The organism is Marivita geojedonensis, assembly GCF_002115805.1.
Lineage (GTDB): Bacteria > Pseudomonadota > Alphaproteobacteria > Rhodobacterales > Rhodobacteraceae > Marivita > Marivita geojedonensis.
The window spans coordinates 14450-27241 of record NZ_JFKC01000022.1 but is presented as its reverse complement, the minus strand read 5'-3'; the positions used below and the strand labels follow the sequence as shown (position 1 = coordinate 27241).

Sequence of the window (12792 nt, the reverse complement as noted above, 5' to 3'; positions counted from 1 at the left end):
TCAGGCCCGGAACCGCAACAGAAGCCGCTGGCCTCCACGTTCTGCTTCGATTGTGATGTTGGGTGCGGCCTGGCGCAGCGCGGGTCCAAGGTCGGACGGGCGTTGCAGGATCACCCGATCCACGCGGCGGATCACGTCCCCCGTCTGCAAACCCACACGCCGCCCGATCGGCCCAGGATTCGTGACCACGATCCCTTCCTTGCTGAGTGGCAAACCAAGCTCTGCCGTGACCGCAGGATTGATCCGGGCAACCTCAAGCCCCGGCAGGACATCCCGATCCCCAAGCCTTTTAGCCTCTCTGGGTGGGTCATCGGGAGGCGCAATCAGCGCGACTTCCGTGCGCTGCGCCTCACCTTCACGCAGATACAGCATCTCGACCGTTTCACCCAGACCCTGAACCGACATTCGAAACAGCATCTCGGCCGGTGTATTGACGGGCTGCCCGGCAACCTCAACGATCACATCACCGACGGAAATGCCTGCCTGCGCCAAGGGGCTGGCGCGATGAAGCGCCGTTATGATCACACCCTCGGGACGCAACAGGCCCAGCCCGTCAGACAGATCTGCATCCACCGGCTGACCGGTGGCACCGGCCCAGGGCCGTTCGAAGACAGTCTTCCCGTCGCGCGCCTGTTTCAGAAACTGGTCCACCAGTGCCGCCGGTATCGCGAAACCAATTCCGTTCGATCCACCCGACCGGGTCAGGATCGATGTGTTAATCCCGATCATGCGACCGGCCACATCGATCAGCGCCCCGCCGGAATTGCCGGGATTGATCGGTGCATCGGTCTGAATGAAATAGCCGCGCGCGCTGCCGGTTGCGGCCCCCGAACGCGCCAGACCGGACACAATGCCCGAAGACACGGTCTGCCCGACACCGAACGGATTGCCGATTGCCAGAACGAGTTCTCCCACCTCGACCGTATCGCTGTCACGCAACTCGAGATAGGGCATGTCCCGGGCTTCGATCTTGAGAATGGCGAGGTCCGAATCCTCGTCCCCGATCAGGACGCGGGCTTCGAATTCACGACGGTCGTTCAAGACAACCCGAATGTCATCTGCCTGCCCGACCACATGATAGTTCGACACGACATAACCGTCCGGAGAAACGATCACTCCGGACCCAAGTGAGTTCTGCACCCGCGGGCGCGTGGCGCCGAAATCCCGAAACAGTCCCCCAAAGAAGGGATCGCCCTGAAACGGGCTGCGCCGCGTCTGGACAACGCGACGGGCGTAGATGTTCACCACCGCCGGCGCGGCTTCCTTGACGATAGGAGCAAACGACAGGCTGATTTCGGCGGCGGAGGTCGGCACCCGCACGCTCTGTTCCGCCTGAGCCTGAACCGGCAACGCCAGCACAAGCGCCGCACAACACAAAATCGCTCTGATCACACCCATGCGCCGGATATGTCGCTGCCGAGGCCGTTTTGCAAGTCGCTGATGTTCGGAGAATGTGGCAGCCCGTAGGGGAATCGAACCCCTCTTTCCAGGTTGAAAACCTGGCGTCCTAACCGATAGACGAACGGGCCACGCTTGGTGAGCGGTGTTTAGGCAAACGCGCGCGGCCATGCAAGCGGAAATTCACAGGAAAATGCGGATTTTTGCAGGTTCTTCCTTAAGCGTCGAAAGCCGAGGGAAATGGCCTGAAAACAGTGAGTTCCGCAGTCTATTCCGTGGCTTGAGCCGCATCTTCAAGGCGCAATTGAACGGAACGACGCCCGCCCCACTCATTGATTTCCAGACGACCGGCCAAATGGAATCGCGCGCCGCCATGCTGTTCTAGTGCCGGCCCCAGCGGGCCGTCGAACGCGCCAAAGCAAATCGCATCGATCCGCGCACCGATCCCGTCGCCAAAGCTCAGTTTCAGGTGGGACGACCCGACCCGTTTGGCAAAGCCGATCTGCACATCCGGAAAGACGAATCTGGGAGCTGCCGCCCCGGCGCCGAACGGCCCGGCATCTTCGAGCAGGTCGACCAGTTCAGGTGTCGCGGCGCCCGGCATCAGCGGCCCGTCAAGGCGCAGGTCGGACGCGCCCAACTGGTCTGCCCCCTGCCGGGTCAGAAGTTCCGACAGGCGCGCCATGGCAGGTTCAAGCTGATCGCGCGAGAGCGACAGGCCCGCAGCCATCTTGTGCCCTCCGCCTTTCTGAAGCAGACCTTCTGCGGCGAGTTTCTGGATCGAGGCACCAAGGTCAATTCCACTGACGGAGCGTCCGGACCCCTTACCCTCGTCACCATCGAACCCGATGACGACAGCCGGGCGGTTGGTGCGTTCCTTGAGCCGTGACGCCACGATGCCGACGACCCCCGGATGCCAGCCTTCCCCGGCCGCCCAGACCAGGGGCGCGTCGAGCCCCCGCTCTTCTGCCTGCTCCAACGCCTGGGCGCGCACTGCCTCCTCGATCTCGCGCCGTTCCGAGTTGAGCGCATCGAGACGCTCGGCCATCGCGCGGGCCTCGTGCGGGTCCATTGTCGATAAAAGTCGCGCGCCAAGATCCGCCTTTCCGATGCGTCCTCCGGCATTGACCCGCGGTCCAAGCACAAATCCGAGGTGATAAGATTTCGGTGCCGTGTCCAGACGCCCGACATCGCACAGGGCGACAATACCCGGCCGCGCGCGTTGCGCCATCACCTTGAGACCCTGGCGCACCAAGGCCCGGTTGACCCCTTTGAGCGGTGCAACATCCGCCACCGTGGCCAGAGACACGAGGTCGAGCATCGACATCAGGTCGGGGCCCTGCCCGCCCGCTTCGCGCATCTGACGTCCGGCTTCGACCAGAGCAAGAAATACGACGCCTGCCGCGCAAAGATGGGCCAGAGATCCATCTTCGTCCTGCCGATTCGGGTTCACCACGGCGTATGCGTCCGGAAGGGTCTCGCCTCCGAGATGGTGGTCGAGAACAACCACATCCGCGCCGTCCGCTGCCGCGATGGGACCATGTGACAGCGTTCCGCAATCGACACACACGATCAGGTCATGATCACGCGCTAAATCCTGCATCGCCGGTTCATTGGGCCCGTAGCCTTCGTCGATACGGTCGGGCACGTAGAGCGTCGCGCGCCGATCCAACTGGCGCAACCAGTCGATCAGAAGCGCCGCTGACGCCCCCCCGTCCACGTCGTAATCCGCGAAGATCGCAATCCGCTCGCGGTTCCTGACCGCGCGGAGCAGGCGCTCCGCAGCGCGTTCCATGTCCCTCAGCGATCTTGGGTCAGGCAACAAGGCCCGCAGGGTGGGCTCCAGATATGTGGAGACCTCTTCGGGCGGCACACCCAGACGCGCCAGCGTCTGGCACAGCGCAGGGGCCAAACCTGTCTGCTGGACAAGCGCTTCCGCCTGCCGCGCGACTTCTGGCGCCGGACCGATCCAGCGCCGCCCGGTCAGCGACCGGTCAACGCCGAGATAGCCGGTCACAGCAGCCTCATCGTTTCATCGGGTTCCGGTATGTCATGCGCCGGACCGAACCGGTCTTGGAGCGCATAAGAAGCGTTTCGGTCGTAAAATATCCGACTTCACGTTTGATTCCGGGCAGCAACGAGCCACTGGTCACACCCGTGGCCGCGAAGATCACGTCCTGCGTGACCATTTCGTCCCGGGTGTAGATCTTGTCGAGATCGGTGATCCCTGCCTTCGCGGCGCGGCCTTTCTCGTCGTCGTTGCGGAACAGCAGCCGTCCCTGGATCTGCCCGCCCATGCATTTCAGAGCAGCGGCCGCAAGCACGCCTTCCGGCGCACCACCGATGCCCATATACATGTCGATCCCGGTCTGGGCCGGTTCAGCGCAGTGCATCACACCGGCCACGTCCCCGTCGGTGATGAGCCGGATCGCCGCGCCGGTGGACCGGATTTCAGCGATCATGTCCTCATGTCGCGGACGTTCGAGAACGCAGACCGTGATGTCATCCGGGCGGCAGCCCTTGGCTTCGGACAGAGCGATGACCCGTTCCTTGGGTGTCATGTCGAGCGTGACCACGGCCTCTTCAAAGCCCGGACCCACCGCCAGTTTTTCCATATAAACGTCAGGCGCATGCAACATGGAGCCGCGCGGCCCCATCGCGATCACAGTCAGGGCGTTCGGCATGTCCTTGGCCGTCAGGGTCGTGCCTTCAAGCGGGTCAAGCGCAATGTCCACACCCGGTCCGTTGCCCGTGCCGACCTCTTCACCGATGAACAGCATCGGCGCTTCATCGCGTTCGCCTTCGCCGATCACCACAACCCCGGCAATATCAAGCAGGTTGAGCTGTTCCCGCATCGCGTTCACCGCTGCCTGGTCTGCCGCCTTCTCATCGCCGCGCCCGATCAGATCGACGGTGGCAATGGCGGCCTGCTCGGCCACACGCGCCAGACCGAGGGACAACATGCGGTCGTTGAAATCAGGGCGCGTGTTCATAGGGCTCTCCAGTCAAAAACAGTCGTTACACAGCCTGTTAAGCCCGAGGCCCCATGCTGGCAAGGTTGGTTGCGCTAAAGCTGTCAGACCTGTTCGATCCGCAGCGCAACGGGTTCACCTTCGACAACGCCGGTGCCAACCATCGCCGCAAGCGCATTGTCCAGCGCAGCGCGGGTGGTTTTGTGAGTGACGATCAGCACGGGTGCCGTGTTCTGATCATGGCTGCGTTGGCGCATGCGGTTGATAGACACGCCCGCCTCACCAAGTACCGCGGCAACTTTTGCCAGCGCTCCGGGTTTGTCGAGCAATACCAGTCGCAGGTAATAGGGTGCCGGTGTTGCGGTCTTTGCAGGCTTGGCTTTGGACAGGTTTGCGGACGGTTGTCCGAAGGTCGACACACGTGTGCCCCGCGCGATGTCGAGCACATCACCAAGCACGGCGCTCGCCGTCGGCCCTTCGCCCGCGCCAGCACCGCGCAGTACGATCTGCCCCACCTGATCGCCTTCGATCACCACCATGTTGGTGCCACCTTCAAGCTGCCCAAGCGGCGATGTCGCCGGAACGAGACAGGGCGACATGCGCTGTTCCAGACCACGACCGGTCATCTGGCAAACGCCCAGTAGCTTGACCTTGTAGCCCATGTCCGCAGCCTGGCGGATGTCCTCGATACTGACACATCCGATGCCTTCAAGTTCGACCGCATCGAAATTGACCTGAGTGCCGAACGCAATGGCTGCCAGAAGGGACAGCTTGTGACCCGCGTCGATGCCGCCCACGTCAAGGTTCGGATCAGCTTCGAGATAACCAAGCCCGTCGGCTTCGGCGAACGCCTGGTCATAGGTCAGACCAGCAGATTCCATCCGGGTCAGGATGTAATTGCAGGTGCCGTTCATCACACCCATGACACGTTCGATGTCGTTCCCGGCCAAACCTTCGGTCAGCGCTTTGACAACCGGGATGCCTCCTGCGACAGCGGCCTCGAAACGCAGGACCGAGCCGCTTGCCTCGGCCAATTCGGCAAGCGCCTGTCCATGGTGCGCAAGCAGGGCCTTGTTTGCCGAGACCACATCCTTGCCCGCCCGAAGGGCCGCCTCGGTCGCGGCTTTGGCCGGACCGTCGCTGCCACCGACCAGTTCGACAAAAACATCCACATCGTCGCGCTGAGCGAGCGCGACCGGATCGTCTTCCCAGTCGTAGCTGTCCAGCGGCACGCCACGGTCCTTGACGCGGTTCCGGGCGCAAACCGCAGAGATCGTGATCGGACGGCCCCCACGCGCTTCAAGCAGCGCGGCTTTCTGACGAATGATCTTGACGACGCCCGCGCCGACAGTGCCCAGACCCGCAATTCCAAGGCGCAGAGGTTCAGTCATTGGGGCGATCCTTATGAAGACAAGCGAAATCTGGCCCGCAATAGCGCCTCGCGGGGCTACCTGCAACGGCCCAGATCAGGGTTCCGTGACTCCATCGTCCATTCGGTCACGGGTGTCACGATCAATAACCGGACCGCGCAGACCATTCGCCCGGTTGCGCAGTTCCGCCGCGCGGGCAAGCAAGGCCGTATCATCCGTTTCAGACAGTTGAGGTTCGTCGCCGGCAAGCAATTGCTCGAATGGCAGAAGCTCGGGGTAGTCAGCGTCGGGGTCACCCTCGGCCAACGCGGCATCCACCTGAGGAAATTCCGCGCAGGCGGCCAATGCCAAACCGAGGATCATCCATGCCCGCCACATCTGCGCTGCTCCCTGACTATGTCCCTCTCTTGCCGCAGCACGCGCGGCGGCGCAACCACGGGCTTGATCTGAACAAGCGTTCAGTTACCCTGCCCCACATGGCGCGCACAGCAGGATCACATTCAGACATCACCGGCCCCCGTGTCCGCGAGGCGGCGCTGTCGCTTTTTGCACAGCATGGATACGCAGCGGTTTCGATGCGGCAGATCGCAAAAGAGGTCGGCGTGCAGGCCGGCGCGCTTTACAATTACACTCCGGACAAACAGTCGCTGCTCTTCGATCTGCTCAAGGGGCACATGGATGACCTTCTGTCAGCCCTCGCAGACGAGCCAAGACAGGACACGCCCCATGACCGGCTCGAGGCATTCACACGGTTTCACATCCGCTTTCACCTGGAGCGACCGCAGGCCGTGTTCATTTCGTACATGGAACTGCGCAACCTGACTCCTGAGAATTTTACAGAAATCGAGGACCTGCGCCGTCGGTATGAGGGAGTTTTGGAGACCATCCTGTGTGACGGACGTGACAGCGGTGTGTTCCATGTTGCCGATACGAAGATCACGACCCTCGCGATCATCGCGATGCTGACAGGCGTCAACACGTGGTACCGCAGCGGTGGGCGCCTGTCGCTTCCAGAGGTGGAAGCGATCTACTGGGACATGGTACGCAAGACGGTCACGTGATGAGACCCGCTCAGACCGAACTGCCAGCCGGACCGCCGGTGAATTCATCATAGGCTTCCAGAGCTTTGGCGCTGAAGGCCACCGATGGGCCGCCACCCATATAGGCAATCATGGCAAGGGCTTCGCAGAACTCTTCGCGCGTTGTGCGCAGCCGAACCAGCGATTTCACATGGAAGGCAATGCAGCTGTCGCAGCGGGTCGAGATTGCAATGCCCAGGGCAATCAGTTCCTTGGTCTTCTCGTCCAGCGCGCCGTTGGTCTTGGCCGCCCGCCCCATCTGGTTGAAACCCGAAAAGGTTTCAGGGGTTTCCCTCTGCATCACGTCCAGGCGTTTCAGCGTGTCCTGCATGAACTCTGACCAACTCATCACGATCCTCCCTCAGCGGCTTTCGTCCGATCCCATTTTGCGTTCCAGCCAGCGCACGAAGAAGCTGATGATCAACACCAGAACAAGGTATTCTAGGATCAAGAGCGAATAGATTTCGAGCGGCCTGTATTCCGTGACCACAAGCTCGTTTGCGCGGCGGGTCAGTTCCTGCATTCCGATGACAGAGGCAAACGCGGACATTTTCACGATGTAGATGAACTGGTTGGCCAAGGGCGGCAGGATCCGGCGGATCGCCTGTGGCAGGATCACGTAGCGCATGGTCTGGCTGTAGGTGAGGCCCACCGTACGCGCGGCCTCGGTCTGACCTTTCGGGATGGACTGTATCCCGGCGCGATAGATCTCGGCCGTGAATGCACTGTCCGAGATGGCCAGCGTGATGATCGCGCCCCAGAAAGCATCGATGGTTATCGGAAACCCGAGCGACCGCATGACAACCGGAAGGCCATAGAAAACCCAAAACAGCATCGGCAGAAGCGGGATGGAGCGGATGAACTCGATATAGATCCGCGATGGCAACCGGACCCAACGGTTCGACGACATGCCCGGCAGGGCCACCAGCAGACCGATCATCATCGAGAGCGCGGCAGCAATCAGCGACAGCAGGATCGTTGCCCAGAAGCCGCCGACGAGGAAACGGATGTTCGACTGTCCCTGCGCCGTGCTCGGATCGATCACGTACCAGCCCCAAGCCCCGCTGGTTCCGCTGCATCCGGCAACGAACAGCACACCAAACAGAGCCAACCAGAGTTTTGTCGTCCGCGTCATGCCGGGTGCCTCAATGTTGCAGAATCTTGTCGAGAAACGCCCGGAAGCGTTCGGATTTCGGGGCCTCGAACACTGCAGACGGTGTTCCGGTCTCAACGATCTCGCCGCCATCCATGAACACCATCCGGTCAGCGACCTTGCGGGCGAAACCCATTTCATGGGTCACGACCAGCATCGTCATGCCTTCCTGAGCAAGTTCGACCATGACATCGAGCACTTCCGAGATCATCTCGGGATCAAGCGCGGAGGTTGGTTCATCGAAGAGCATGATCTTGGGTTTCATGCACAATGACCGGGCGATTGCCACTCGCTGTTGCTGTCCCCCAGACAACTCGCGCGGACGTTTCCGGGCCTGTTCGGGAATACGGACACGCTCGAGGTACTCCATCGCGAGCGCTTCGGCGTCGGTCCGCGAAAGACCGCGCGCTTTCATCGGGCCAAGCGTGAGGTTGTCCAAGACGCTGAGATGGGGGAACAGATTGAACTGCTGGAACACCATTCCGACCTCGGATCGGACCCGATCAACCCCACCCGGTTCCTCGAGTGATATTCCATCGACAAGTATGTGTCCGGAATCGAACTGTTCCAATCCGTTGACACATCTGATTAAAGTAGACTTACCCGATCCCGAAGGTCCGCAAATGACGATACGCTCGCCCAGACTGACGCTCAGATCGACATTGGTCAGAACCCGGAAATCCCCGAACGACTTGTTCAACGAACTTATTTCTATGACGCGCTCTGCGCTCATCCGTGCCTCCGATCCATCTTCAGTGCTCTCAAGATAGCGCGCGCGCCAAAAAGTCAGCGTGTCGTGATGGCCGTCGGAGCTTTCAACCTATGTAACTGCATCGAGACATACACGAAAAGGGAAATACCATGCGTTTTCTGAAATCACTTGGACTGGCGGCTGCCTTTGCCGCTTCTTTCCTCGCCGCGCCCGCGTCGGCACAATCTGCCCTTCAGGAGATTCTCAGCGAAGGGGTCCTGAAGGTTGGGACGACCGGAGACTGGAACCCGATGTCGGTGCGCGATCCGGCCACGAACAGCTACAAGGGATATGACATCGACGTCATGACCGAACTGGCCACGGACCTTGGCGTGGAACTCGAGTTTGTTCCGACCGACTGGAAAACCCTCGTCAATGGCGTCGTCGCCGGCAACTACCACATGACCGGTTCAGCCTCGATCAGCCCGGCCCGCCTCAAGGCCGCCGGTTATTCAGACAGCTATATCGCGGTGGAGATCTTCCCTTTCACCACCGACGACAAGGTGGATCGCTTCTCGGGCTGGGACTCGATCAACGCCGCGGATGTCAAAGTGGCCACCACGCTGGGCACCACGTTTGAAAAACTGGTTAACGAATGGTTTCCGGATGCTCAGTTGACCGTGGTCGAGGCCCCGGCACGTGGCTATCAGGAAGTGCTGTCAGGTCGTTCGGACGTGTTCATCACGTCGAACATCGAAGGCTCCACGCTGCTGTCCAAGTTCCCGAACCTGCGTCAGATCGAAACCGACGGCCCGCGCGCGCCGACTCCGATTGCGATGCTGCTGCCGCAGGATGATCAGGTTTGGATCAACTACGTGAACAGCTGGATCGAGCTCAAGAAGGCACAGGGTTTCTTTGAGGCAACTGCTGCAAAGTGGGGCCTCTGACAGCCGCCCGAAAGAAACCGGAAAGGCCGGCCCCAGGGCCGGCTTTTTTTTATCGTCGGTCTGAGGCATCGTCAGACGGAATATCCCTGGGACCAACCATGTCGACCATCCGGATCATCCAGTGCAGCAGCAGGGCGTCTTCTTTTGTCATTTGCTGGGTTTCGACAAGCTTTTCCGCGCGCTGTCTCAGTATCGGCCACTGTTCATAAAAATCCACTGCATCCACAATCGCAATATGCGCCTGTTGCTTGGACATAGTTTGGTCCTTTTTACCTTGCCGTTTCAGCAGACTAACAAAGTGGCAGCACATCCCGGTGTGAATTCAGTGTGAACTGCTTGGTTCCTGCGGCAACCAAAGCTAGCATCACGCCACGTAACGAGAGAGGCTAAGGTGGCGGCAGGGCTTGAAATTTCCTTGTTTGGCTCGTGCGTTCTGCGACGCACAGACACGCCAGCGGACGAGATTACGGGCGCGAAACATCGCGCCCTGTTCGCGCTTCTTGTCACGGCTCCTCTGAACCGAAGGTCACGCAGCTTTCTTCAGGAGACCCTCTGGGGCTTTGCCGATTACGAAAGCGGTCACCAGAACCTACGCCGCGCGCTTTCGGATCTGCGCAAGAAGATCGGCGAGGACTTCGACAAGATCCTGACCGTCACGAACAAGGAAGTCGAAATTGACATGTCGCGGGTCAAGGTGATCGGTCATCCGTCCGACGGCCCGTTTCTTTATGACCTCAACGTACGCGAACCCAACTTCGTGACATGGCGCGACAGCATTCGCGCCGATCCAAGTGCCGTGAAGGCGCTGTGCTTCATGTCGAACAAGCGTGGCCCGACCCGAATTCGGCCACGGGTCTGTGCGCTGCCACTGACCGTTCCGCCGGGGGATGCAGAGCTTGCCATCGCAGGTGACTGGATCGCCGAGGAAACCAGTCGCATGATGTCGCGCTCCAGTCTGTTGTCAGTGATTTCGCATCTGTCCGGCCGCGCCATGTCCCAGCGGTTCATCGATATCGTGAACGTTCGCGAAACGCTGGATGTGGATTATCTGCTGACGGGCGCAATGCGCCGCCAGGGCGACACGCTCATCGCCGATGTCGACTTCACCGACGTTCAGAGCGGAACGCTGCTTTGGAACCGCCATCTGTCCTGCCCGATTGGCAGTTTCGCACAGGAAGCATCGGGATGGCTGGTCAATGTGGTACAGTCCGTCGGGCGCGCCATTGCCGAAACCACCTTGCACGCTGGACGGCAAACGCCCCTGCCCGAATTGCCGGATCACAAACTGCTGATCGCCGGGGCGACGGCGATGCATCACCCCAAGCTTGGGGATTTTCTGCGTGCCCGCCAGTTCCTTGACGAAGCCGCTGCCCGCGCGCCGGCCAATCCGCACGTCTTTGCCTGGCTTGGCAAATGGTATGTTCTGAGCGTGTTCAAGAACTACAGCACGGACCGGCAGGGCGACACACAGAAAGCGCTCGACTGCACGGCCCGCGCGCTCGACCTCGACCCGCAATCGAGCTTTGGCCTGACCATCGACGGATTCGTGAACGGCAATATCCTCAAGAACATGGACGTCGCGGAACGCCGCTACAGTGCTGCGCAGGATATCAACCCAAGCGAAAGCCTGTCCTGGCTGTTGCGCGGGTCGCTGATGGCATTCCGGGACGAAGGCCAATCCGCAATCCGGGCCACCACAATGGCCCGTGACTTGTCGCCGATCGACCCCTTCGGCTACTACTTCGACAGTCTGGCAAGCTCGGCGCACCTCGCCGGGGGCGACTACGAAAAGGCTTTGGAACTGGCCGACCGATCCCTTGAATCCAATGACCGCCACATCTCGACCCTGCGCACGCGCATTGCTGCACTGCATGCGCTGGACCGCGGGGGCGAAGCCCGAGAGACCGCCCAGGACCTGATGCGGCGGTTCCCGTATTTCAATCTTGAAGACTATCGCAAGACACACCCCTCTGCAGACAGCAAAACCGGCAAACTGGTTCTTGAAGCGCTGGCTGTTGCGGGAATTTCCTGAGCATTTCAAAAAGGATACAGCACTATGGCACAATATGGGGGCTTCGGAGGCTTTGGCGGTTTCGGCGGCTTTGGTGGTTTCGGCGGGTTTGGCGGTTTCGGAGGGTTTGGCGGTTTCGGCGGAACGAACTTCACCGGCCTCGGCGGTTTCCTGGGCAGCGAAGACCCTGGTGGATATGACCCCGCGACAACGCTGGGCCTTCAGACCACCGCCGAAGGGTTGCGTCACCTGACCGAGGACGGAGCAACGCCGACAGACAAGGAATTGGGGTTCTCGGACCCGAACAACCTTGCCGGTCTGGCGACATGGGTGCGCGGATCGCTTTATGTCAGCGAATACCTTGCGGGCATAGGTTCTGACGCAATGGTGGGTACTGGCGGCGCACCCGACCGCGTGACCCTGTCTTTCGACGGGACAACGTTCCTGACACTGGATCGCCCGGCGAACGACCTGCTGCGGTCGCAATGCCGGTTGGTGTCGGATTACGCCACTCTGCGCGCCGAACGCAGCGCCGAGATCACGTCGCAACTGGGTTTTCCCACCGCCTATTTCGCGATGATGCTTGGATTGCACAGCGCGCAGAACAAAAAGACGTTCGAGTTGATCACAGCGACACAGGTCGCTGCAGCGCACACGGCGATGATCGTGAAGAACCACCTTGCCATCCGCCGCCCCGATCAATTGGATGCACGGTTGATGCCGATGATCCCGACACCGGGCCATGGCAGCTTTCCCTCCGCCCACGCGACCGAGGCCTATGCCGTGCTGACTGTCCTCGAAGCGTTGGTGGCGGCGTGGGACAGCCTTGCGGATGGCGAACAGCGCATCAAGACTCTGCGCGGTCTGGCCGAACGGATCGCCGTGAACCGGACAGTGGCGGGTGTTCATTACCCGATCGACAGCTGGGCGGGTTCGGCGCTTGGCCGGATTGTCGGTCAGGTTGTGCTGAACCGCGCTGGCACAGGCGGACCAGTTGCGGAATTGGCCTACAGCGCAGGGGATCACGACTTTTTCGGCGAAGATCAACGCGATCCGGTCACTGCCGCGACCAAGGGACTGACGACGACTGGCACCACCGCCACACTGTCCGCCAAGCCTGCCTTTTCGTGGCTCTGGTCCGGGGCCGTGGCCGAAGCGCAGAAGGTCTGAG

13 protein-coding genes and 1 tRNA gene are annotated in these 12792 nt (G+C 60.9%); 4 read left to right on the top strand and 10 right to left on the bottom strand.

Translation table 11 applies throughout. From position 1 onward, the window contains the following. The 6 genes from MGEO_RS16955 to MGEO_RS16930 all read right to left on the bottom strand — a co-directional run bounded on the left by MGEO_RS16955 (nt 1) and on the right by MGEO_RS16930 (nt 6118). Nucleotides 1-1398 (bottom strand): trypsin-like peptidase domain-containing protein, encoded by a 1398-nt coding sequence (locus MGEO_RS16955; RefSeq protein ID WP_085640541.1) that lies wholly within the window; start codon nt 1396-1398, stop codon nt 1-3. 56 nt (nt 1399-1454) lie between these two features. Beyond that, a tRNA-Glu gene (locus tag MGEO_RS16950) sits at nt 1455-1529 on the bottom strand. A gap of 137 nt (nt 1530-1666) precedes the next feature. Next, nucleotides 1667-3415, bottom strand: coding sequence for a single-stranded-DNA-specific exonuclease RecJ (recJ, locus tag MGEO_RS16945; RefSeq protein ID WP_106299221.1), 1749 nt, complete (start codon nt 3413-3415; stop codon nt 1667-1669). 7 nt (nt 3416-3422) lie between these two features. Next, nucleotides 3423-4391, bottom strand: coding sequence for a class II fructose-bisphosphatase (glpX, locus tag MGEO_RS16940; RefSeq protein WP_085640539.1), 969 nt, complete (start codon nt 4389-4391; stop codon nt 3423-3425). An 83-nt stretch (nt 4392-4474) separates the two neighbouring features. After that, nucleotides 4475-5761 carry a homoserine dehydrogenase gene (locus MGEO_RS16935; RefSeq protein ID WP_085640537.1) on the bottom strand — a complete coding sequence of 429 codons (1287 nt, stop codon included), beginning with the start codon at nt 5759-5761 and terminating at the stop codon, nt 4475-4477. Between the two features lie 75 nt (nt 5762-5836). Beyond that, nucleotides 5837-6118 (bottom strand): hypothetical protein, encoded by a 282-nt coding sequence (locus MGEO_RS16930; protein WP_085640535.1) that lies wholly within the window; start codon nt 6116-6118, stop codon nt 5837-5839. A gap of 98 nt (nt 6119-6216) precedes the next feature. Here MGEO_RS16930 and MGEO_RS16925 point away from each other — a divergent pair, with 98 nt between their 5' ends. Further along, on the top strand, nt 6217-6801 hold the full coding sequence (locus tag MGEO_RS16925; protein WP_085640639.1) for a TetR/AcrR family transcriptional regulator: 585 nt from the start codon (nt 6217-6219) through the stop codon (nt 6799-6801). Between the two features lie 10 nt (nt 6802-6811). Here the strand turns inward: MGEO_RS16925 and MGEO_RS16920 are convergent, their stop codons facing one another. The 3 genes from MGEO_RS16920 to MGEO_RS16910 are packed head-to-tail and all read right to left on the bottom strand — an operon-like array spanning nt 6812 to nt 8705. Beyond that, on the bottom strand, nt 6812-7168 hold the full coding sequence (locus MGEO_RS16920; protein WP_085640533.1) for a carboxymuconolactone decarboxylase family protein: 357 nt from the start codon (nt 7166-7168) through the stop codon (nt 6812-6814). A gap of 12 nt (nt 7169-7180) precedes the next feature. After that, complete coding sequence (locus MGEO_RS16915) at nt 7181-7954, bottom strand: amino acid ABC transporter permease (RefSeq protein WP_085640531.1); 774 nt, start codon at nt 7952-7954, stop codon at nt 7181-7183. Nucleotides 7955-7964: 10 nt separating this feature from the next. Then, on the bottom strand, nt 7965-8705 hold the full coding sequence (locus tag MGEO_RS16910) for an amino acid ABC transporter ATP-binding protein (protein WP_085640529.1): 741 nt from the start codon (nt 8703-8705) through the stop codon (nt 7965-7967). A gap of 128 nt (nt 8706-8833) precedes the next feature. On the opposite strand from MGEO_RS16910, the gene MGEO_RS16905 reads away from it, so the two are divergent. Continuing rightward, the gene (locus MGEO_RS16905; protein WP_085640527.1) at nt 8834-9610 is read left to right on the top strand and encodes a transporter substrate-binding domain-containing protein; all 777 of its coding nucleotides are present in this window, start codon (nt 8834-8836) and stop codon (nt 9608-9610) included. A gap of 49 nt (nt 9611-9659) precedes the next feature. On the opposite strand, the gene MGEO_RS16900 is transcribed toward MGEO_RS16905, so the two are convergent. Next, nucleotides 9660-9866: a hypothetical protein gene (locus MGEO_RS16900; protein ID WP_085640525.1), complete on the bottom strand. Its 207-nt coding sequence runs from the start codon at nt 9864-9866 to the stop codon at nt 9660-9662. 159 nt (nt 9867-10025) lie between these two features. Between MGEO_RS16900 and MGEO_RS16895 the strand changes: the two genes are divergently transcribed. Then, a complete protein-coding gene (locus MGEO_RS16895) occupies nt 10026-11642 on the top strand; it encodes a hypothetical protein (RefSeq protein WP_143746285.1) in 1617 nt (538 codons plus the stop codon). Between the two features lie 24 nt (nt 11643-11666). Continuing rightward, nucleotides 11667-12791, top strand: a complete 1125-nt coding sequence (locus MGEO_RS16890; protein ID WP_085640521.1) for a phosphatase PAP2 family protein — start codon at nt 11667-11669, stop codon at nt 12789-12791. Nucleotide 12792 lies beyond the last annotated feature (1 nt).